Consider the following 20,926-nt stretch of genomic DNA (forward strand, 5'->3'; position numbering starts at 1 on the left):
TTAGGGGCCAGGTACATTTAAGGAATGTGATGATGTTCGATCTGCACGGAATGACTGCCCTGGTGACCGGCGCGAGCGGGGGGATCGGCTCGGCGATTGCCCGTGCCCTGGCGGCGCAGGGTGCGCGGTTGGCGATTTCCGGATCGAATGCGGAGAAGCTGCGGATATTCCGTGAAGAGCTTGACGATCATACTCCGCAGCATGTGCAGGAAGTGGATCACGTCGCTATCGCCTGCGACCTCGGCGACGCGGAGCAGGTGGAAAAACTGGTGCCGGCCGCACTCGATTCGCTCGGCAAGATCGACATTCTTGTCAACAACGCGGGCATCACGCGGGACAATCTGGCCATGCGGATGAAAGACGAGGAGTGGGACGCCGTCATCCGCGTCAATCTCGAATCGTCCTTTCGCCTGATGCGTGCGGCCACCAAGCCGATGATGAAGGCTCGCTTTGGCCGTATCATCAACATCACCTCGATTGTTGGCACGACCGGCAATCCCGGCCAGGTGAACTATTGCGCGGCCAAAGGCGGCATCACCGCCATGTCCAAGAGCCTCGCGCAGGAACTGGCGAGCCGTAACATCACTGTGAACTGCATCGCCCCCGGTTTCATTCGCACCGCGATGACGGATGTACTTCCTGAGGCGCAGAAGGAAGCGCTTAACGCCAAGATCCCGATGGGGCGCATGGGGGAGGGCGAAGATATTGCGACAGCCGCCGTGTTTCTGGCCAGCAAGGAAGCAGGCTATGTCACCGGCCAGACACTTCACGTCAACGGCGGCATGGTAATGGTCTGACCAAAGGCGCGGCGGGTGCGGGGCTTTCAGTCGTAAGTCTCGCCCTCGGCTCCGCATACGCGGGCGTTGAGTTCGCCGGCAAGGCGGTGAGCGATGGGAAGAATCGGGTCTTCCGCCATCTCCGGCGCTATGAATCGGACGATGCCGCCGGGTGTCCAGAACAGCGCCCGCAGCCAAGTGTCGCAATCCTTGCGGAATACTTCGGCGTCCCCGCCCCGGTTAGGGAGCACGATGATCTCTCGAGTCAGGGGGTTCGTCGCTGCCGCATCGCCTCTGGCCATGCGCACCCCGTCGACTTGGTCGACCGCGGCTTTCCATTCGTCCAGCGTGATGACGCTTCGGCCGCCGTCCGTCTTCTGTCGTTCGATATGAAGGCTTCGGGCCAAGTCTTTCCTCTCCCGTGTTTTCCGCAGGTTGTACTCGAAAGGTATTCTACGCCGGCATGTTCGCCTTGGTAACGGCTAAAACCGGGGTTTTATCCCCAGTTTCGCTGCGTTCCCGGCACTTCCCGCTTGCCGCGAGCCATGGCTGCGTTAGAGATATTCGTCCTGAAATTCGGGATTGTTATCCCTGGCCTACCAAGGGGGACCTGAGGCTGTCATGAAGGCCACCATAGAACGTTCCACGCTCCTACGCTGCCTGTCTCACGTCCAGTCCGTCGTTGAGCGGCGCAACACTATTCCGATCCTGTCGAATGTGCTGATAGAGGCTGCGGCCGGCGGTTCCGTGAAGATCATGGCTACCGACCTGGACTTGCAGGTCGTTGAAACACTTGGCGCGGTATCTGTTGAACAGCCGGGGGCGATCACGGTTTCCGCGCATCTGCTGTTCGACATCGCCCGCAAACTGCAAGAAGGGAGCCAGGTCAGCCTTGATGCGGCGGATAACCGCATGACCGTGAAGGCAGGTCGCAGCCGCTTCACTCTGCCCACACTGCCGCGCGATGATTTTCCGATCATCGCTGAAGGTGAACTGCCGACCAGTTTCGAGATTCCGGCCGCCACGCTGGCCCAGTTGATAGATCGCACCCGTTTCGCGATTTCGACGGAGGAGACTCGGTACTATCTCAATGGCATCTTCCTTCACGTTGCCGATGAGCAGTTGAAAGCGGCGGCGACTGATGGCCATCGCCTGGCGCGCTTCACGCAACCTTGCCCGGACGGGGCGCAAGGCATGCCGGACGTCATCGTGCCCAGGAAGTGCGTGGCCGAATTGCGCAAACTGCTGGAAGAAGCGCTGGACACCAACGTTCTTGTCGATCTCTCGGCCAGCAAGATCCGCTTCACTTTAGGCGGTGAGCACGGCGTGGTGCTGACCAGCAAGCTGATCGACGGCACCTTTCCCGATTATACCCGCGTGATTCCGACCGGGAATGACAAGCTGTTGAAGGTCGATCCCCGCACGTTTTTCGAAGGCGTGGATCGCGTGGCCACTATTGCCACGGAAAAGACTCGCGCGGTGAAGATGGCGCTTGAGCCGGATCGCGTGACCCTGTCCGTCACTTCGCCGGATAATGGCACCGCCGCGGAAGAAGTGCCCGCGCAATACGGTTCGGAAGGCTTCGAGATCGGCTTCAACGCCAATTATCTCAAGGACATTCTGGGCCAGATCGAAGGCGACACCGTGGAAATGCATCTTGCGGATGCCGGCGCGCCGACCTTGATCCGGCAGGATGAGAAAAGTCCCGCGCTTTATGTGCTGATGCCCATGCGGGTGTAAGATCGTCGGCGCGGCGGCAAGAGCCGGGACCGTGATCCCGGCTCTTGCGCTTCAATGCGCCTCGATGAGCACAGTGTCGATGGTGAAGGAACCGTCCGGTTCGATCGCGAAGTGCCTGCTCACGTCCGAGCTTGCAATGGACTGAAGCGCGCGGATCGCGGCGATCCGCTCAGGGGGTGTGCGCATGCGCGCGGTCCATTCGGTGAAGTCCATCCGCAAGCGCGAGGTCACCACTGACGTGGCGGTGAAGCCCGCGAGTTCAAGCATCGCCAGCCATTGGGCCACGGAATGATCCCGCACATGCGAGGGGTCGCGCAGCAATTCAACCGCCTGAAGGTGGGTGTCAGCCGCAGGAGAAGGCGGGGCGATGACATCGGCGAACAGCGCCGGTGCGTCTGATGCCAGCACGCGGCGCGCCTCGCGCAGGCCGCCGTGCGGGTCGCGCCAATGGTGCGTCGAGAAGCGGCAGGCAAGAAAGTCGAAGGCGTCATCGGCGAACGGCAGCGCTTCGGCCGCCGCCTCGTTGGTGGCGATGTTGTTGATCGCGCGACTCGTCGCTTCCGCGTGCACTGCTGCGAGCATTTCGACCGACAGGTCGCAGGCCGTGACGCGTCGAGCATAAGGGGCCATGGCATAAGCGACATGGCCGCCGCCTGTACCAAGGTCCAGCGCGCATTCGGGACGGATGGCGGCGGCCCGCGCGGCGATGGCTGTAAGATCTTCCCCCAGGGCATGAACGGTGCTGGAAACATACGCCTCAGATGTGGAGCCGAACTGGCGGCGCACCAGGGTTTCGTGTCGATCAGTCACAAAGCATCTCCTTTTTTCCGATGCCGGTCCTTGACCAAATATTACCCTGTTACAATGTGGATACTTATCCTGTTATAAGCCTCGCCATGCAAACCGATGAACAAAGGGCACTGCTGGGCGCTTTCGTGCGGCGGCGGCGCGAAAATATGGCCGGGCAGGACCATGTTCGCCGCCGTAGAACGCCTGGCCTTAGACGGGAGGAACTGGCCGAACGGGCCGCGATCAGCACGACGTGGGTGACCTGGATCGAGCAGGGGCGGGCGGCCAGTCCTTCCGCCGAAACGCTTTCGCGCCTGGCCAATGGCCTTTCCCTTTCGGCGGCGGAACGGGAATATCTTTTCGAACTCGCGGGTCGACGTGATCCCGTCGCGCCATTGCCGGGGAATCCAGGCGCCGCGCCGTCTGCCATCGCCGCATTGGTCAGCGCCCTGGCGTGGCCGGCCTATGGGCTGGATCCGGCCTGGAACCTGTGCTGCGCCAATGCCGCCGCGCGAATGCTGTTTGCCGGGTTGTTCGACGCTGGGCCGTCGCCCAACTTGCTGGTTTACGCTTTTACGCATCCGGCGGGCAAAGCCCTCTTGCCGGATTGGGAAAACCGCGTTCGTCGGCTTCTTGCCGAGTTTCGTCATGACTATGGCCGAAACCTGAACGACCCGCGCGTACAACGGACAGTGGAGTGGTTGTGCGCCCATAGCCCGGAGTTTCGCGAGAGCTGGGAAAGCCAATCCGTGCTGGCCCGCGAGGGCGGTACGCGGACGTTCCGCCAGCCTGATGGTCAGATCACCGGGTACACCCAACACACTTTGACGGACGTCGAGCGACGAGACTTTCGTGTGGTGTTCCTGCAACCAGCGGGCTGAGCGGGGCGATCAACCCCTGGTTGCGGCTTCGATCATCTGGTCGACATGCACGAACTTTTCCCGCGGCGCGCCTTCGCGGGCGTTGGCGATTTCTGCTTTGTCGATCTTCTGCCAATCCGTGAACTTGACGTATTGCACACCGCGCTCGTTTGCCAATGCGTCGAAGCCGGGGCGGCCGGCCTTGCTGGCGCCGTCGCCGATGTCGGTCGCCACCTTTTCGATGACCGCGAAGCCATCGGGGCGATTAGTGCCGATGGTGCCGGTGGGCCCGCGCCGCGCCCAACCCACGCAATAAAGGCCGGGGCGGATGCGCCCTTCTTCATTGGAGAAATGGCCGCTGTGCTCATCATAGGGAACGTCTGGGATTTTCGAGGTCTGATAGCCGATGCAGGCGATCACCAGGCCAGCGGGGATGCGATAAGTCTCGCCCGTGCCGACGGCCTTGCCGTTATCGAGCCGGGTGCGCTCAACCTCAACTTCCTCCACGCGATCCTTGCCGAGGATAGCCCTGGGGGCGGCGAAGAAGTCGAACTCGATCACCACTTCCTGCTCGGCGCAGAAGTTAGCTGATGCGAATGCGCGCAAGTGCCCAACGGATTTCCGTTGACCGGGATCGAGCACGGCGTCATCCGCCTCATCAGGCAGGTCGGAAGCGTCGACATGCGGGCAGGCGCGGGTAAGGTGTGCAAGCTCCCCCAGTTCCTTGGGGGTCATGGCGATCTGGTGCGGGCCGCGTCGGCCAAGGATCACGATCTTTCGGATTCGCGAGGCATCAAGGGCGGAAAGGGCGTGCGCGACGATGTCGGACCCTTCGAACTCATCATTCGATTTGGCAAGGATGCGCACTACATCCAACGCGACGTTGCCGTTGCCGATCACGACTGCCGTATCGTGCGACAGTGCCGGATCGAGATCGGCGAAGTCGGGATGGCCGTTGTACCATCCCACGAATGCCGCTGAGCCGAAGACGTTGGCAAGGTTCTCACCCGGCAAGCCAAGCTTGCGGTCATTGGGTGCGCCGGTGGCAAGGATAACGGCGTCATAGAGATTCTGAAGTTCAGAAATGGTGACGTCTCGTCCGATCATTACATTGCCGACGAAACGTACGTTTTCAGTGAGGGCTGTCGCTTCGTAACGGCGCGACACGCCTTTGATTGACTGGTGATCGGGCGCGACGCCGGTGCGGATCAGGCCGAAGGGGACGGGCAGCGTGTCAAAAATGTCGATCCGGACGCCATCGCCCCACTGTTTCAGCGCCGCTTCAGCAGTGTAGTAGCCGGCCGGCCCGGAGCCGACGATTGCAATATGCCGCACAGAAGAGTCTCCAGCTTAGAGCGGATCGATAACCGCCGCCAAGGGCAAGCAAGCATGGGCGGAGGGCTTGGGCAAGCCTTAACCTCGCGCTTTGCCCAAGACTTACTTGCGCACAGGATTGATCTTTCATTTAACCGTTTCGCAATGGCCGTTCCTGCATGTGCTGGTGATGGCCAGACATCGGCTTCGTTCACCATCTGCAATGACTCGCTTCCCTGCGGCGCGCCCTCCGGTTGCGAGCGCGGCCTCGGCCGCGCAGATAATGTCTGCGCCCGCGCGAACGCATTCGCCATTCCAAGAGGCGAGTCTGTCCGTCGCGAATGAGAGGCAAAACGATCCTCTGCATTTATTCGTACCGCGCACCTGGTTCGTGATGGGGCCGACGATGGCGGTTCTTGGCTTGCTGCCGGGTCTGTTCTCCCGAACCCTTCCGAGCTTGTTCTGGGCCTTATGGTTGACGGCCGCCTCTGCGTTATGCCTCTGCGCGCCTGTGTTCGCGCGGTTGGAGGCGCGGTTGCCTCTTGGCGACCGGCGCCGTTGTCTGGCTTTGATCGTCGCGGTAGCGGCGCCCATGGGGCTGTTCGGCTTTGGCGCGGCGCGCTGGGGACCATATCCGGGCGCGCCTAACTGGGAGATGACGCTTCATGTCTATGTGTTCATCGCACTCGTTGCAGTAGCGGCGCTGGGCGGACGGTTCGCCTCAGTCGCCACGGCCATCGCCGCGGCGTGGATGGGTGCCTCTCTTGCTGGTGCGTCGGTCGCATCGCTTCCGCTGCCGTTAGGTGGCGCTGCTTTCACACTCTTCCTCATCTATCGGCATTCTCGTCGGACCGTGGAGGATGGGGAACTGTGGGCCGCGCACGAGCATGAACAGCAACGTGCCGGGCAGTTGCTCAACGAATACGAAGAAAGCGGCTATGGGTGGTTCTGGGAAACTGATCGTCGCGGCATGATTGCCTATGTTTCGCCGCACATAGCGCGTTTGCTGGGGAAGAAGCTGGAAGGCCAGTCCTTCACCAGTCTCTTCGAAATCGAAGGGCAGGGCCGCGAAAGTGAACGCACGCTGGCGTTTCACTTGTCGACCCGCTCTTCTTTCGAGGAGCTTTCGGTCAGGGTGGCGACGCAGGAGCAGGACGAACGCTGGTGGTCGATAACGGGCCGCCCCATCATGGACAAATTCAATAATTTCATGGGCTTTCGCGGTTTCGGAATCGACCTGACGGAAGCTCACAAGTCGCAGCAGCACGTGACGCAACTCGCTCGTTTCGACGCGTTGACCGGACTCGCAAACCGTTTCCAGATGTCCGAATGGTTCGAAAAGATTCTCGGCGCGCCGCGGGTCGAAAGCCGCGCCTGCGCGGTATTCTTGCTCGATCTCGATCGCTTCAAGAAAGTCAATGATACGATGGGGCACCCGGCCGGCGACGCGCTGCTGAGGCAAGTCGCCGAACGACTGACCGGCACCGTGCAAGAACTGGGGCGGGTAGGGCGACTGGGCGGCGACGAGTTCCAAGTGGTCCTGCCGGGGCATCATTCGCGCGATGCCCTGTCTCGGCTGGCGGGTCGGATTGTCGACAATCTGTCGCAGCCCTACTCGATCGAAAACGCGCGCGTCGTAATCGGCGCTTCCGTCGGGATTGCTCTTTGCCCGGACGATGGCATCACCTCCGAAGCGCTTATCCGCAACGCCGATCTTGCGCTATACGCGGCGAAGGGGGGCGGCCGGGGGCGGCATCACTTCTATGATCGAGATCTTCATTCCGACGCCAAGGAGCGCCGTCGGCTTGAGGAGGATCTTCGCGAGGCGGTCGCCACCGGTTCATTGGAACTGCATTATCAGCCCCAGGTGCGCACTACGACTGAGAGGATCACCGGTTTCGAAGCGCTTCTTCGCTGGAAGCATTCCAGACATGGCTATATCCCGCCTTCGAAATTCGTGCCGATCGCCGAGGAAGCCGGCTTGATGGCTCAAATCGGCGAATGGGCCCTGGGCAAGGCTTGCAGCGACCTTGCGGGTTGGCCGAAAGACGTGCGCGTTGCCGTGAACGTGTCGCCGATGCAGTTCGCCAACCCGGCTCTGCCGCAGATTGTCGCGAACGCCGTAGCAGCGGCCGGAGTGGAACCATCGCGAATTGAACTGGAGATTACCGAAAGCGTCTTTTTGGGAGAAGAGAAGCTGACTGAGGCGATGTTCGCGGCGCTCAAGGGCATCGGCGTGCGTTTGGCGCTGGATGATTTCGGAACAGGCTATTCGGCGCTCGGCTATCTGAAGCAGGCGCCCTTCGATAAGATCAAGATCGATCAGAGCTTCGTGCGGAGTGCCACGGTGGAGGGCAACCGCCACGGCGCGATCATCTCCTCCATTGTCAGCCTGGCCGAAGCCCTGGGAATGGAAACGACGGCTGAGGGGATCGAAACGCTGGACGAGCTGGATTTGATTCGCTTGCTCCGTTGCAGCCACGTGCAGGGTTACATTTACGCGAAGCCGCTGACTTCGGAAGCTGTGGGCCGGCGGTTAGCGGAAGGCTTGATCGCCGTGGCCAGAGGACCGCGCTCGGCCCGTGCCGTTCGCCAGACGATGCTGCGCAAGGTCATGCTGGAACATGGCGATCAGTTTTATGACGGGACCATACGCAACATCTCGCAGACCGGAGCGATGATCGAAGGGCTGTGGAACGTGCCCGTGGACACCGAGTTCACCGTGCATCTGGGCGATGGCCTCGTGATGAGCGCCACAGCGCGGTGGTGCAAGGACGATCGCATGGGCGTACAATTCGCATGGCCCCTGGACATCGACGCCAATGGAGCGGTGCTGTTCACGTCGCCGCGTTCGAAACCGCAACCGGGGCAACAGCAGGCGGCGTTGCGGCGCATGGCATGAAAAGGCCAGGCTGACAGGGCGGGAAAGCGCTGCTAACGGCGCTGCATGACTGACCTTGCCCAGATCCGTAATTTCTCGATCATTGCCCATATCGACCATGGCAAGTCGACGCTTGCCGACCGGCTGATTCAGCGCACCGGCGGCCTTTCGGACCGTGAGATGTCCGAGCAGGTCCTTGATAACATGGACATCGAGAAAGAGCGGGGCATCACGATCAAGGCGCAGACGGTGCGTCTGACTTACACCGCGAAAGACGGGCAGACCTATGAGCTTAATCTCATGGACACGCCCGGACATGTCGATTTCGCTTATGAGGTCAGCCGTTCGCTCGCCGCATGTGAAGGCGCGCTGCTCGTCGTCGACGCGGCGCAGGGGGTAGAGGCGCAGACCCTTGCCAACGTCTACCAGTCGATAGAACACGATCACGAAATCGTGCCTGTCATCAACAAGATCGACCTGCCGGCGGCTGAACCCGAAAAGGTGCGCCATGAGATCGAGGAAGTCATCGGCCTTGACGCCAGCGCGGCCGTGCTGACCAGCGCTAAGTCCGGGATTGGCATCGACGATGTGCTGGAAGCTGTCGTACAGCGCATACCTGCTCCTAAGGGCGACCGCGCCGCGCCGCTGAAGGCCATGCTGGTTGATAGCTGGTACGACCCTTATCTCGGCGTCGTCATCCTGGTGCGCGTGATAGACGGGGTCATCAAGAAGGGCTTGCAGGTCAAATTCATGCAGGGCGGCACGGAACATTTGATCGACAGGGTCGGCTGCTTCACGCCGAAGCGTATCGATCTGACCGAGCTGGGACCGGGCGAAATCGGCTACATCACCGCGCAGATCAAGGAAGTGGAACAGGCCAAGGTCGGCGACACGATAACCACGGTAAAGGCCGGCGCTGCGTATGCCCTGCCCGGTTACAAGGAAGTGCAGCCGGTGGTGTTCTGCGGTCTATTTCCCGTAGACGCCGCAGATTTTGAAAAGCTGCGAGAATCCGTTGGCAAGCTGCGCCTTAACGATGCCAGCTTCAGCTATGAGATGGAATCGAGCGCCGCGCTCGGCTTCGGTTTCCGTTGTGGCTTCCTGGGCCTGTTGCACCTGGAGATCATTCAGGAACGCCTGAGCCGTGAATACGATCTCGACCTTATCACCACCGCGCCCAGCGTGGTCTATCGGCTGACCATGACGGACGGCACCGTGCACGAACTGCATAACCCGGCCGACATGCCCGATCCCGTGAAGATCGATTTCATGGAAGAGCCCTGGATAAAGGCGACGATCTATACGCCTGACGAATATCTAGGCTCGATCCTCAAGCTTTGTCAGGACCGGCGCGGCATCCAGATCAATCTCACTTATGTCGGCGGTCGCGCCCAGGTGACTTATGAACTGCCACTCAACGAAGTGGTGTTCGATTTCTACGACCGCTTGAAATCGATCAGCCGCGGCTATGCCAGCTTCGACTACGAGCAGATTGGTCTTCGAGAGGGCGACCTCGTGAAAATGAACATCCTGGTTAATAATGAGCCGGTCGATGCGCTGTCGATGATCGTCCATCGTAGCCAGGCTGAGCCGCGCGGACGCCAGCTTGTCGAGCGTCTGAAGGATCTGATCCCGCGCCACATGTTCAAGATTCCGATTCAGGCCGCCATTGGCGCCAAAGTGATCGCCCGCGAAACTATCAGCGCTCTGCGCAAGGACGTTACCGCCAAGTGCTATGGCGGCGACATCACCCGCAAGAAAAAGCTGCTGGAAAAGCAGAAAGAGGGCAAGAAGCGGATGCGCGAATACGGAAACGTGAGCATTCCCCAAGAGGCATTCATCGCAGCATTGCGGATGGGAGAGGAATAGTACCCTCTCTGCTGGCAAAATCCTTTGTTTTCCGATCCATTGGAAGGCGGATGCCGGTATCACCGCTGGCGGAAATGCCGCCGTTGATTGGGCCGGCACGTAATCGCATCTTCTGCTGATTCAGAAGATAGTTCGGTTGTGGACCAAACGCGCAGATTTTTGCCGGAAGGGGGTGCATCCGCTGGTTAACCTGGGCTATTCGTCACACCGGGCGGAAATGCAGCGAAGATGAAGCAGCGTCAGGGGGCGACGATCTATGCCGGTCGACGGCGAGGAAATGCGAGACGGGCAGAGTGCGCAGACCGCGCGGCTCCTTTCCACTTTTCCCAACCTCACGGCTAAGCAGCATGAAGTTCTACGCTTCGTGGCGGAGAATCGGACGAGCAAAGAAATCGCCTGGGATCTTCAAATATCCGAAAGTGCCGTAAATCAGCGGATTGAAGGCGTGCGCGCGCGCACCGGATCTCCACCTAGAGCCGAATTGGCAAGAACGTATCGCCAATATCTGCAGGAGCTGGAAGCGGCCTGTAACCCACTACCAGCTAAAATTCCTCAGGTTTCCGCTGTGGCGCCGCTCCCCCAGCTTGAGCAGCGGGATGGTTCAGTTGACCAGCTTGTCCTTGCCGACGCGGTGACGTTCACGTTTACCCCGCCTTGGCAGGAGGAGCGCGTCGGCCGAATTGTCCCGGAGGTGCTCGACGGCGCGCACGCTGGTCTCAGTCGTACCGCGGCCATGATTGCCATTGCGGGAGGGATGCTCCTTGTCGCCATGGTTGGTCTGGGCGTGGTGCGGGCACTGAGCGAACTGATCTGACCGGCGTGCGAGCCAGCCTCCTGATGTTTGTTGCAGCTACTTCGACCGGGCCGATGCTGCAGAGGGAGGGTTCCCATGTCCATGACGATTGCCGCCGCCACCGCCAGAATCTCACGCCAGCTTCCCGAAGCCGAACTTTCGCTGGATACGGCGTTGCTGGCCTCTACCAGGCTGATGGAATCGATGCTGATGGCCCGCCAGGTGGACGGGGTAGAAGTCTTCACCGGGCAACGCGCGCTCATGCGCCTTGTTCGCACGCAGCGCTCGTTGATCGAAAGCCAGAACGACATGATCCGCGTCCACCGCGAATTGCTCCAGGTAGGACGCGAGGTGAAGGCGATCGGGGACGAGCGCGGCACTTGCCCCACCACCGCGGTTACATCAACGGAGCCTACGCGCGCATTGGCCTGAGTTCGCCGGGCGGTTCGCCATGTCATCCGGAGCCGCGAGGGCCGCTCGATGCTTGAGTGGCTCTGGATGATGAAATCCGAGATCCAGTTTGGACTGTTCGGGCTTCTTTTCCTGCTTTCCCTTTTACGCGGCGCGGCGCCGGAGCGCTTGCTGTCAGGGACGTTGCTGGCAATGTTTCTGGCGGACCGGCTGTACCATCTCGCGGCGAGCGGCTCGATCATATTGCACTGGACCGACCTTGGTCACATGGGAATTGATCTTGCGGTCCTGGTCATCTCGTTCGCGGTCGCCTTGCGCGCGAACAGGATTTATCCGCTATGGATAGGCGGCGCGCAGATCATAGCGATGCTGGCCCACGTCTATCGGCTATCACTGACGGAGATCAACCGGTTCGCTTACGATATGATGTCGGTGATGCCTTCATACATCCAGTTGGCCGCTCTGATCCTGGGGTTGGCGTTCCACATGTCGCGGCGGAAGAGGCTGGGCAGTTATCCATCCTGGCGCGGCTCCTTCGTCCTTACGCCGGCGTCCGATCAGAACCCGTTGCACGGCGGCTGATCCGCCGTTTCGGTTCGTTGCGGACGATCTGGTCCGCTTCGGCCGAGGCGCTTGACGATGCGCTGGCCCAAGGCGAAAACGGGGCCCCAGGCAGGTCCATTGGTGCCGCAATCATCGCCGCACGCCAATTTGCGGAGGCTGCCGCACGCGAGACATTGACCGGTGAGGCGCTCGACACACGTATTCCCCAGTTTCGCCAGTACCTTGTCCGTCGTCTGGGCATGAGGCGCGAGGAATGCGTAATGGTTCTTTTCTTTACCGAGGAAGGGCTGTTCATCGCTGAGGACTTTTACGAAGGCGGCCGTCGTGGCGGAGTGGTCATTCCACTGCGCCGCACCGTGCGGCGTGCGTTCGATCTTGATGCGCGGCGTCTTGTCATCGCGCACAATCATCCTTCCGGCGCCGCCTGGCCCAGCGAAGCAGACATCGCTGCCACCGAGCATTTACGCGGAGTGGTGGAAGCCTTGGAAATCGCCCTTGAAGACCATTGCATCGTGGCCGGCAATACCGTCGCCAGCATGCGTGTCGCCGGCCTGATCTGACGGAACGTGTTCAAGGTGCGCCGATTTTTCGCATATGCACAATAGACCATTTGACATGGCGTCGCGCGGTGGGAAACTTCCCCGCATGCGTGCGACACAGCATGATGGAGACCAACGCTTGAGCCAGATCGTCACCGTTCCCACCCGGCCTTTCGAAGGGCAAGCGCCCGGCACGTCCGGTTTGCGCAAGAAGGTGAAGGTGTTTCAGCAGCCCGGCTATGCGGAGAACTTCATTCAGGCAGTGTTCGATGTCGCTTCCCCGCCGCCCGGTGCTATACTGGTGATTGGCGGCGACGGGCGTTTCTATAACCGCACCGTAATCCAGCAGGCGATCCGCATAGCGGCGGCGAATGGTTATGGCAAAGTGCTGGTGGGGAAGGGGGGCATTCTTTCCACGCCTGCCGCCAGTCATGTCATTCGCAAGTACGGCGCGAGCGGTGGGCTAGTGCTTTCCGCCAGCCACAATCCCGGCGGGCCCGATGAGGATTTCGGTATCAAATACAACATCGCCAACGGCGGCCCGGCCCCTGAAGGCGTGACCGGCGCGATTTATGCGCGCACGAAGGAAATCGAGCTGTGGTTGACAGTCGAAGCTGAAGACATCGATCTCGACACGTTGGGCGACGTTCACGTTGGGGGCATGACCGTTTCGGTCATCGATCCCGTTGCCGACTATGCAGATTTGATGGAAGAACTCTTCGATTTCGAGGCGATCCGGCGGATGGTTCGCTTGGGTTTCACCATGCGCTTCGATGCCATGAGCGCGGTGACCGGCCCTTATGCCGTCGAAATCCTCCTCAACCGCCTCGGCTTCCCGGCGGGCACTGTCGTCAATGGCGTGCCGCTGGAGGATTTCGGTGGTTACCATCCGGACCCGAACCTGATTCATGCGCGTGAGCTTTATGAACTCATGATATCGCTTGACGCGCCCGATCTGGGCGCGGCTTCCGATGGCGATGGAGACCGCAATCTCATCATTGGACGCGGGCGCTTTGTGACGCCTTCGGATTCGCTGGCTATGCTGGCGGCGAACATCCAGATCGCGCCCGCCTACAAAGGCCGTCTGGCAGGCATCGCTCGCTCGATGCCCACCAGCGCTGCCGCAGACCGCGTGGCTGAGGCTTTCGGCATTCCTTGCTATGAAACCCCCACTGGCTGGAAGTTCTTCGGCAATTTGCTTGACGCCGGAATGGCGACGATCTGCGGCGAGGAAAGCGCCGGAACCGGCTCGGATCACGTGCGGGAGAAGGACGGGCTGTGGGCTGTGCTGCTCTGGCTCAATATTCTGGCCGTGCGCGCTATCAGTGTGGATCAACTCGCACACGAGCATTGGGCTCGTTTTGGCCGCAACTATTACGCCCGGCACGATTATGAGGGCATTCCCACTGACCGGGCGAATGCGCTGATGAACGACCTCCAGGCGCGCTTTGAAACTCTGCGGGGAAAGCAGTTCGGGCCTTTGACGGTGAATGTGGCAGACAGTTTCTCCTATACCGACCCAGTAGATGGCTCGGTGAGCAGCAATCAAGGTGTCCGCATCCTATTCAAGGATGGCAGCCGCGTGATCTTCAGGCTTTCCGGCACGGGGACGCAAGGCGCGACATTGCGCGTCTATTTGGAAAATTACGTCGCGCCTTCGGGGAATCTTGACGCCGAAACGTCGGTGATGCTTGCGGCACAGATCGCCGCTGCGGAAGAGATTGCACAGATCGCCAAGCATACCGGGCGCAGCGCACCCGATGTGATTACCTGATGGTATTGCCTCAACCCCGGCCGCTATTCCTCAATCGTGGGGCGGATTCTCGACCAATTCTTCCGTTGCAGCCGCGCCCATGCCGTGCTTTAGCACCATCGGCAATTGCGAGAAAGTGAAGGCTAGTGAAAGCACCGTGAAGCCCCAGAGCTTGGCTTGCAACCAGGTGTCGAAGCTGACGGTGAAGACCAGAGCCGTGTTAAGCGCCGCCAGAAACAAGAAGAACCACGCCCAATTGCGGGAGAGCTTCATCCAACCTGTCTCGTCCAGATCCTCGAATGCGGATTGAAGGAGATATTTGAGCATTGGCTCACCCCGCAGAAGGCCGAAGAAAAGCACTCCGGCGAACATCAGGTAGACCGCGGTAGGCTTGATCTGGATCCAGAACGCATTGTGGAACACCACCGTTAGCGCTCCGAAGCCCAGGATCAACAACGTGGTCAACCACAACATCGGCGAGACGTGGCCGAGGCGCCATTTTGAGATGCCGAGGGCGATCACAGTTGCCACCATGAATGCCACCGTGCCCTTGATTACGGCCGCTACGGTGCCGATTGCGTCTCCATCGCTGCCTGGCGAAAAGTGCCGGTAAGCGAGGAAGAATACGAGCAGGGGCCCAAAATCGACGATCAGGTTGACCCAAGATGACTTAGGTTTTTCGGACTTGGACGTTTCGTTTTTCGGGGCGTTCATCAGGCGATTCCCGCAATGACGCGGGCCAGCAGGTCCGGGTTGAAGGGGCGCAAGTCGTCGATCTTCTCACCCACGCCAATGGCGTGAATGGGCAGGCCGTATTGCTCCGCGGCGGCGACCAGCACGCCTCCCCGCGCGGTGCCGTCAAGCTTGGTCATGACCAGCCCGGAAACCCCGGCAACCTCCCGAAAAATTTCAATCTGCGACAAGGCATTCTGGCCGTTGGTCGCATCGAGGACCAGCACGACGTCATGCGGCGCTTCGGGATTGAGGCGGCCCAGCACGCGGCGGATTTTGGCAAGCTCGTCCATCAATTCGCGCTTGTTCTGCAACCGCCCGGCTGTATCGACGATAAGCGCGTCTATCCCCTGGTCTGTCGCGGCCTTCACCGCATCGAACACTACAGAGGCGGGATCGCCACCCTCCGGGCCCTTGATGATGGGAATGCCCAGCCGTTCAGCCCAGATCGCCAACTGCCCGATCGCGGCGGCGCGGAAGGTATCCCCCGCCGCCAGCATGACGGAATAGTCCTGTTCCTGGAATAGATGCGCCAGTTTCGCGATGGTCGTGGTCTTGCCTGAGCCGTTGACACCGATGACGAGGATCACTTGCGGGCGCGGGAAGGCGACGACGTCGAGCGGTTTGGCGACGGGTCGGAGAATCTCTGCGATTTCCCGCGCAACCACTTCCATGATAGCGTGTTGATCGGCATCGCGTTCGAACCGTTCATCGGCTAGACGTGTGCGAATACGCGCCGCCGCGCGAGGGCCCAGGTCCGACATGATGAGAGCATCCTCGATGCCGTCCAACTGCCCCTCGTCAAGGCGTGTCTTGCCGACGATGCCGGCCAGGTTGCCTGTCAGCCGTTCCGAGGTCTTGCGAAAGCCGCCGAGGAGACGCTGCGACCAGTCGCCGCCGTCAGTCCGAAGATCGGCCGCCTCATCGCCAGGGAACGGGCCGTCGATGCTCATGCTTCCAGTATTCCTTTGACTACCCTAGTGGGCACAACGTGAAGCAGGGAACCGGGGTTCACACCCTCTGGCAAACGTACGGGTGCGAAATTCTCCGCGTGGCCGATCCCGCCTTTTTCAGCCAGTATCCATAGCGGCTTGCCGGTTTGCCCCGCAAGCCAGCGATTCCGCACTGCCGCAATCTTTTCCCGCAACGCGCCCGCTCGCGTCCTCACCAGCGTCGGAGCGACCTGAGGCATCCGCGCCGCCGGTGTGCTCGGACGTGGCGAGAAAGGGAAGACGTGGCCGTGGACGATCGCCAGCTCTTCGATAATCGAGAGATTGGCAGAATGAGCTCGTTCATCCTCAGTGGGAAAACCCGCGATGAGATCGGCGCCGATGGCCACTTCCGGGCGGCGAGTGCGCAGGCGTTCCACCAGAGAAAGCGCGTCAGCGCGGCTGTGACGGCGCTTCATGCGCTTGAGTATCAGGTCGTCTCCATGTTGCAGCGAAAGGTGGACATGCGGCATCATCCGCGCCTCCCCTGCAATCAGTTCGAACAGCGCCTCGTCCACTTCTGCGCCGTCAATCGAGGAGAGCCGCAAGCGGGGTAGCGCCGGGAAGCGGGCGAGGATCGCCTGACATAGTACGCCCAGGCGGAGGTTTTCCGGTAGGTCTGCGCCCCAGGAGGTGAGGTCGACTCCGGTTAACACCACCTCTTTGACGCCGGAATCGAGATGCAGCGCAATGTCTTCCAGCACCGCATCGATGTGGCGGGAACGGCTGGGACCTCTCCCTTGGGGGATCACGCAGAACGTGCAGGAATGGTCACAGCCGTTCTGCACTTGCACGAAGCCGCGGGTGTAACCGCGTCGTTCGCGCTGCGAAACCGCTGGTGGCACGTTCCAGGCGCGCGGATCGAGCTTGGCGACGTTCGGAACCAGCCCGTCCACCTCCGGCATGGCCGAGAGCATGGCGCGCTCAACCTCGGCGGCGCAGCCGGTGACGATCAGGCGCGCTTGGGGCCGCTCCCTGCGAGCCCGGCGAATCGCCTGCCTGGTCTGGCGTACAGCTTCGCTGGTGACGGCGCAGGAATTGACCACCACCAGATCTTCAGCATGGCTTAGCATTGTCCTTAAAGTTTCGCTTTCGGACAAGTTGAGGCGGCAGCCGAGTGAGTGGACTTCGATGGTCAAACGGTCACCCCGTAATCGGCGAGATCAAAGCTGCCCCGAAAGCTTTCCTTGGCGGGCCCGGTCATGATGATCTCGCCATCTCCGCGCCATTCGATCGAGAGCGCGCCGCCGGGGAGTGCGACCGAAACCTTGCGGTCAACCAGACCGCGCTTCATTGCGCCGATCGCAGTGGCGCAGGCACCCGTACCGCAGGCCCTCGTGAGGCCGGCGCCCCGTTCCCACACGCGCAGGATGATCGAATCGCGAGCGGTGACGGCGGCGACATTGACGTTGATACGTTCGGGGAAAAGCGGATCAGTCTCGATGAGCGGGCCAAGCCGGTTCATGTCAATGGCGTAAGGGTCAGCCACGAAAAAGATCACATGTGGATTGCCGACATTGACGGCAATCGGATTAACCAGTTCTTCCCACGCGACCGGCATCGCGTGCGTATCCATCGCGTAAGCCAGCGGAATGACATCCCATTCGAAGTGTGGCTTGCCCATCTCGACTGAAATGCCATCCTCCGCGGGCCTAGCCGTGACAAGGCCGCCGAGAGTTTCTATGCGCGCTGCCTCTCCGTGAAGCAAGCCGACGGCGCGCGTGGCATTGCCACATGCCTCGACCTCGCCGCCATCGGCGTTGAAGATGCGCATCCGGAATGCGCCAGTGCTTGACGGTTCGAGGAGTATCAGCTGGTCACAGCCAATGCCGGTATGACGGTCAGCAAGCGCTGAAACGAATGCGGTATCGACCGACGGCAGCTTCTGCCTACGCGCGTCAAGCACCACGAAGTCGTTGCCCAGGCCGTGCATCTTGGTGAAATCGATCCGCATGGCGCGCGATCTAGGTGTTGAAGAGCGTCAGGTCCAGAGGCCATACGGAGAGGCGCTTGAATGCGTTACGTTCTTTTCCCACGAATGGGCAGTAGCGACCGTCTCAGCCCCCCGCGCGCTTGCGCGGTTCATGCGTTCCTCCGGTTTCATCGCCAGCTTCTGCGGCGCTGTTTCCGGCTGCGTCCCGGAACGCCTTTCTCACCGCGTTCAATTCCGGCCTAGCAGCGTTGCCGAGTTCCTCCATCCACTCGCCCAGTTCACCGGCGGGCCGAGGACGACCGTAGAGGTAGCCCTGACCTTTTATTTGGCCATATTGCAGCAGGTAATTGAGGACACCATCGGATTCGATGCCTTCCGCGGTGATCGGCAGATTGAGGCCCTTGCCCAGCATGGCGATCGCGTGGACGATCGCGGCACTGTCCTGGTTATCGATCAGGCTTGAGACGAAGCTACGGTCTATCTTGATGCGGTCAAAGGGCAGGCTGCGGAGTTGCGCCAAAGAGCTGTAACCGGTGCCGAAATCGTCGAGGCTAACCTTGATGCCCTGGTTTTTCAGGCTGGCGATCAGTGAGCGGGCCTGCGCCACGTTCTGGTGCAGACAGCTTTCGGTAATTTCGATTTCCAACCGCTGCGGCGGAAAGCTCGCTTCCACTAACAAGCGCAGCAATTTTTGCGAGAACCACGGGTCACGCAGTTGCAGCGGCGAGATGTTGACCGCCAGCGTAAGGTGAGGGGCCCATGTCTTGGCATCTTCCAAGGCTTGACGGATGACGCTTTCCGACAAGGTGCCAATCGCACCGATGTCTTCGGCGACCGGAATGAATATCTCGGGTGAGACGATGCCGAAATGTGGCGAATCCCACCGCGCCAGCATTTCGAACCCCGTGAGTTCCCCCGTTTGAAGATCGATCTGCTGTTCATAATAAGGCACGAACTCACCTTTGCCGATGCCCCGGCGGATTCCCTGCTCCAGCTCTTTGCGAAAACGCATCTCGTCAGCCATTTGCGGCTCGAACCAGTAGAACCGATTCCGGCCGTGACGCTTCGCGTGATACATCGCGATGTCGGCCATTTCGAGAAGCGCGTGCGCATCGGGCCGCTCATTGTCGATTCCGGGAAAGTCCGAGCGCGCCAGGCCGATCGATGCTGTCACTTCAATGATGATGGCATCGATCCGCGCGTTCTCGCCGATGGTTTCAACCAGTGTTGAGGCAACCTCGGTGATGACCGCGTCACGGTTCGGATCGAACGGGAACGCTGCTGCAAATTCGTCTCCGCCGATGCGGCCGACCAGCGCGCGCGGCGGCAGGCCCGCTGCCAGTCGTCCCGAACATTCGCGTAGCAGCAGGTCTCCGATGTTGTGGCCGTTGTAGTCGTTGACCTGCTTGAAATTATCGAGATCGATCATCGCCAAGACAACGGCCTGCCCATTATGGGCGGCGGTGGCGATCATTTGATCCACGCACGCGTTGAAGCTGCGACGGTTGAGAAATCCGGTGAGCGGATCAGTCTCTGCCAGATGCCGCGCCTGTTTTTCGGCGGCCTTGCGCGCTTGGAGCTCGGCGCAGAGCTGGCGATAGCGACTCCAGCCGAAAATAATTATGGCGATGTTGAGGAGAAACGCGTTGAGAAGGAAGTGGTCGGGACCTGGACCGCGCTGAAGGAATGAGTTCACCACTCGAGGGCCGACTTCGCTGCCGGTTCCCACGAACAACAAGATGGCGGCGGTTACGATACCGAGTGCGACGACGTCGATCTGCTCGCGCTCGTTCGCATCGCGTTGGCCTGTGACGCAGCCGGCCGACGTTGCCTTCACCTAGATGCTCCCTGTCTGGTTCGGGAAGCAGACTAATTCGTTACCCTGAAATTTCGGTTAAATGATGGAACCCGATTAAGCACGACATTAACCATTTTGCATTCGCCGCCGAGCGCGTGGATCTTATGGCTGTCAGGTTTTCAGGCCGATTTCGCGCAGGCGTTCCTGCAGATAATCATCAGCGGTTATGGCGTCGGGGTAGCGGTCGGGATTGTTCGCGCTGATGCATCCCGGCAGCGTTTCGAATCGGAAATCGCTGCGCAGGTGCAGGAAGAATGGCATCGAATACCGGCTATGCGCGGCTCTTTCGCCGGACGGATTGCGGACACGGTGCGTAGTGGAAGGCAGCACGTGGTTGGTGACGCGCTGAAGCATGTCACCGATGTTGACGACCAGTGCGCCGACCGGTGGGGCGATCGAAAGCCACTCTCCATTCTTGCTAAGAAGTTCCAAGCCCGCTTCCTCAGCCCCTAGCAGCAGAGTGATAAGATTGATGTCTTCATGAGCTCCGGCTCGGATCGCGCCTCCTTTGCTTTCACTCACGGGCGGATAATGCAGCAGTCGCAGAACCGAATTGCCATCCTCTATCGCCGGATCGAACCAGTGCGGATCGAGGCCAAGATCCGTTGCGATGGCGGAAAGGATACCGGTGCCGGCCTTGTCGAACTGCGCATAGAGCTGAGTAAAGGTTTCCCGAAACCCGTCGATTTCTTCCGGCCAGACATTCAGAGGCATTGTCGCTGTGAGCGGCGGGTCGATCGGCAGGTCCCGGCCGACATGCCAGAACTCCTTGAGATCCTTTTCGGTAGCACCTTTCGCGACTTCGGTGCGGAACGGGGTGTAACCGCGCGCGCCTGCATGACCTGGAATGAAATATTTCATCTTGGTCTCGACCGACAGGGCGAAGAAGCGCCTGGTTAGTTCCCACGCACGGTCGATCAGAGGCTGATCGATGCCGTGATCGCGAATCATTGCAAAGCCGAACGTGCGGAAGCTTTCCCCAATCAGAGCCGGAAGATTTTCCCGGTCGGTATCGAAGCTGAGAACAGGGATTTCGGCAAGGTCCATGGTGCAATCCGCTGGGAATCGAGTATGCGCCTCCAATAATCCATTTGAGAAGGCAATGCATGACAAACGGCGCGGGAA

Annotated in this window: 19 protein-coding genes; 10 read left to right on the forward strand and 9 right to left on the reverse strand. The window is 60.5% G+C overall.

What is annotated here, in order from left to right:
* Nucleotides 1-32: 32 nt before the first annotated feature.
* Nucleotides 33-797, forward strand: coding sequence for a 3-oxoacyl-[acyl-carrier-protein] reductase (gene fabG / locus V7D69_RS12020; RefSeq protein ID WP_324062426.1), 765 nt, complete (start codon nt 33-35; stop codon nt 795-797).
* Between the two features lie 26 nt (nt 798-823).
* On the opposite strand, the gene V7D69_RS12025 is transcribed toward fabG, so the two are convergent.
* Nucleotides 824-1,183 carry a hypothetical protein gene (locus V7D69_RS12025; protein WP_324062420.1) on the reverse strand — a complete coding sequence of 120 codons (360 nt, stop codon included), beginning with the start codon at nt 1,181-1,183 and terminating at the stop codon, nt 824-826.
* Between the two features lie 214 nt (nt 1,184-1,397).
* Between V7D69_RS12025 and dnaN the strand changes: the two genes are divergently transcribed.
* Nucleotides 1,398-2,516: a DNA polymerase III subunit beta gene (gene dnaN, locus V7D69_RS12030; RefSeq protein WP_324062419.1), complete on the forward strand. Its 1,119-nt coding sequence runs from the start codon at nt 1,398-1,400 to the stop codon at nt 2,514-2,516.
* 51 nt (nt 2,517-2,567) lie between these two features.
* Here dnaN and V7D69_RS12035 read toward each other — a convergent pair whose 3' ends face one another.
* Nucleotides 2,568-3,326 carry a class I SAM-dependent methyltransferase gene (locus tag V7D69_RS12035; RefSeq protein ID WP_333605906.1) on the reverse strand — a complete coding sequence of 253 codons (759 nt, stop codon included), beginning with the start codon at nt 3,324-3,326 and terminating at the stop codon, nt 2,568-2,570.
* Between the two features lie 86 nt (nt 3,327-3,412).
* Between V7D69_RS12035 and V7D69_RS12040 the strand changes: the two genes are divergently transcribed.
* On the forward strand, nt 3,413-4,186 hold the full coding sequence (locus V7D69_RS12040; protein WP_324062415.1) for a helix-turn-helix domain-containing protein: 774 nt from the start codon (nt 3,413-3,415) through the stop codon (nt 4,184-4,186).
* A 9-nt stretch (nt 4,187-4,195) separates the two neighbouring features.
* On the opposite strand, the gene V7D69_RS12045 is transcribed toward V7D69_RS12040, so the two are convergent.
* The gene (locus V7D69_RS12045; protein ID WP_324062413.1) at nt 4,196-5,500 is read right to left on the reverse strand and encodes an FAD-dependent oxidoreductase; all 1,305 of its coding nucleotides are present in this window, start codon (nt 5,498-5,500) and stop codon (nt 4,196-4,198) included.
* Nucleotides 5,501-5,885: 385 nt separating this feature from the next.
* Here V7D69_RS12045 and V7D69_RS12050 point away from each other — a divergent pair, with 385 nt between their 5' ends.
* The 7 genes from V7D69_RS12050 to V7D69_RS12080 all read left to right on the forward strand — a co-directional run bounded on the left by V7D69_RS12050 (nt 5,886) and on the right by V7D69_RS12080 (nt 14,310).
* Nucleotides 5,886-8,381 carry an EAL domain-containing protein gene (locus V7D69_RS12050; RefSeq protein WP_333605907.1) on the forward strand — a complete coding sequence of 832 codons (2,496 nt, stop codon included), beginning with the start codon at nt 5,886-5,888 and terminating at the stop codon, nt 8,379-8,381.
* Nucleotides 8,382-8,426: 45 nt separating this feature from the next.
* Nucleotides 8,427-10,229 carry a translation elongation factor 4 gene (lepA, locus tag V7D69_RS12055; RefSeq protein ID WP_333605908.1) on the forward strand — a complete coding sequence of 601 codons (1,803 nt, stop codon included), beginning with the start codon at nt 8,427-8,429 and terminating at the stop codon, nt 10,227-10,229.
* A gap of 256 nt (nt 10,230-10,485) precedes the next feature.
* Entirely contained in the window at nt 10,486-11,043 is a 558-nt protein-coding gene (locus tag V7D69_RS12060; protein WP_324062291.1) for a helix-turn-helix transcriptional regulator, read from the forward strand.
* Between the two features lie 75 nt (nt 11,044-11,118).
* Entirely contained in the window at nt 11,119-11,454 is a 336-nt protein-coding gene (locus tag V7D69_RS12065; protein ID WP_324062289.1) for a hypothetical protein, read from the forward strand.
* Nucleotides 11,455-11,502: 48 nt separating this feature from the next.
* A complete protein-coding gene (locus V7D69_RS12070) occupies nt 11,503-12,015 on the forward strand; it encodes a hypothetical protein (RefSeq protein ID WP_333605909.1) in 513 nt (170 codons plus the stop codon).
* Between the two features lie 17 nt (nt 12,016-12,032).
* Nucleotides 12,033-12,557 (forward strand): JAB domain-containing protein, encoded by a 525-nt coding sequence (locus V7D69_RS12075; protein ID WP_324062285.1) that lies wholly within the window; start codon nt 12,033-12,035, stop codon nt 12,555-12,557.
* A gap of 85 nt (nt 12,558-12,642) precedes the next feature.
* Nucleotides 12,643-14,310, forward strand: a complete 1,668-nt coding sequence (locus V7D69_RS12080; protein ID WP_324062283.1) for an alpha-D-glucose phosphate-specific phosphoglucomutase — start codon at nt 12,643-12,645, stop codon at nt 14,308-14,310.
* Between the two features lie 30 nt (nt 14,311-14,340).
* Here the strand turns inward: V7D69_RS12080 and V7D69_RS12085 are convergent, their stop codons facing one another.
* From V7D69_RS12085 to V7D69_RS12110, 6 genes are all read right to left on the reverse strand, one after another.
* On the reverse strand, nt 14,341-15,003 hold the full coding sequence (locus tag V7D69_RS12085) for an inner membrane-spanning protein YciB (protein WP_324062280.1): 663 nt from the start codon (nt 15,001-15,003) through the stop codon (nt 14,341-14,343).
* Nucleotides 15,003-15,974 (reverse strand): signal recognition particle-docking protein FtsY, encoded by a 972-nt coding sequence (gene ftsY / locus V7D69_RS12090; RefSeq protein WP_324062278.1) that lies wholly within the window; start codon nt 15,972-15,974, stop codon nt 15,003-15,005. Before ftsY ends, V7D69_RS12085 begins: the two co-directional genes overlap by 1 nt.
* Nucleotides 15,971-17,149: a MiaB/RimO family radical SAM methylthiotransferase gene (locus tag V7D69_RS12095; protein ID WP_324062277.1), complete on the reverse strand. Its 1,179-nt coding sequence runs from the start codon at nt 17,147-17,149 to the stop codon at nt 15,971-15,973. Before V7D69_RS12095 ends, ftsY begins: the two co-directional genes overlap by 4 nt.
* A complete protein-coding gene (gene dapF, locus V7D69_RS12100) occupies nt 17,146-17,964 on the reverse strand; it encodes a diaminopimelate epimerase (RefSeq protein WP_324062275.1) in 819 nt (272 codons plus the stop codon). Before dapF ends, V7D69_RS12095 begins: the two co-directional genes overlap by 4 nt.
* A gap of 103 nt (nt 17,965-18,067) precedes the next feature.
* Nucleotides 18,068-19,780, reverse strand: coding sequence for a putative bifunctional diguanylate cyclase/phosphodiesterase (locus V7D69_RS12105; protein ID WP_333605910.1), 1,713 nt, complete (start codon nt 19,778-19,780; stop codon nt 18,068-18,070).
* A 132-nt stretch (nt 19,781-19,912) separates the two neighbouring features.
* Complete coding sequence (locus V7D69_RS12110; protein ID WP_333605911.1) at nt 19,913-20,848, reverse strand: isopenicillin N synthase family dioxygenase; 936 nt, start codon at nt 20,846-20,848, stop codon at nt 19,913-19,915.
* Nucleotides 20,849-20,926 lie beyond the last annotated feature (78 nt).

The sequence above is a fragment of the Novosphingobium sp. genome, assembly GCF_036733805.1.
Classification (GTDB): Bacteria; Pseudomonadota; Alphaproteobacteria; order Sphingomonadales; family Sphingomonadaceae; genus Novosphingobium.

What these genes read in the sequence shown, in the direction of transcription:
- fabG (WP_324062426.1), top strand. Translation starts at nt 33, where the DNA reads ATGTTCGATCTGCACGGAATGACTGCCCTGGTGACCGGCGCGAGCGGG.
- dnaN (WP_324062419.1), top strand. Translation starts at nt 1,398, where the DNA reads ATGAAGGCCACCATAGAACGTTCCACGCTCCTACGCTGCCTGTCTCAC.
- V7D69_RS12040 (WP_324062415.1), top strand. Translation starts at nt 3,413, where the DNA reads ATGCAAACCGATGAACAAAGGGCACTGCTGGGCGCTTTCGTGCGGCGG.
- V7D69_RS12050 (WP_333605907.1), top strand. Translation starts at nt 5,886, where the DNA reads ATGGCGGTTCTTGGCTTGCTGCCGGGTCTGTTCTCCCGAACCCTTCCG.
- lepA (WP_333605908.1), top strand. Translation starts at nt 8,427, where the DNA reads ATGACTGACCTTGCCCAGATCCGTAATTTCTCGATCATTGCCCATATC.
- V7D69_RS12060 (WP_324062291.1), top strand. Translation starts at nt 10,486, where the DNA reads ATGCCGGTCGACGGCGAGGAAATGCGAGACGGGCAGAGTGCGCAGACC.
- V7D69_RS12065 (WP_324062289.1), top strand. Translation starts at nt 11,119, where the DNA reads ATGTCCATGACGATTGCCGCCGCCACCGCCAGAATCTCACGCCAGCTT.
- V7D69_RS12070 (WP_333605909.1), top strand. Translation starts at nt 11,503, where the DNA reads ATGCTTGAGTGGCTCTGGATGATGAAATCCGAGATCCAGTTTGGACTG.
- V7D69_RS12080 (WP_324062283.1), top strand. Translation starts at nt 12,643, where the DNA reads ATGCGTGCGACACAGCATGATGGAGACCAACGCTTGAGCCAGATCGTC.
- V7D69_RS12085 (WP_324062280.1), bottom strand. Translation starts at nt 15,003, where the DNA reads ATGAACGCCCCGAAAAACGAAACGTCCAAGTCCGAAAAACCTAAGTCA.
- ftsY (WP_324062278.1), bottom strand. Translation starts at nt 15,974, where the DNA reads ATGAGCATCGACGGCCCGTTCCCTGGCGATGAGGCGGCCGATCTTCGG.
- dapF (WP_324062275.1), bottom strand. Translation starts at nt 17,964, where the DNA reads ATGCGGATCGATTTCACCAAGATGCACGGCCTGGGCAACGACTTCGTG.
- V7D69_RS12110 (WP_333605911.1), bottom strand. Translation starts at nt 20,848, where the DNA reads ATGGACCTTGCCGAAATCCCTGTTCTCAGCTTCGATACCGACCGGGAA.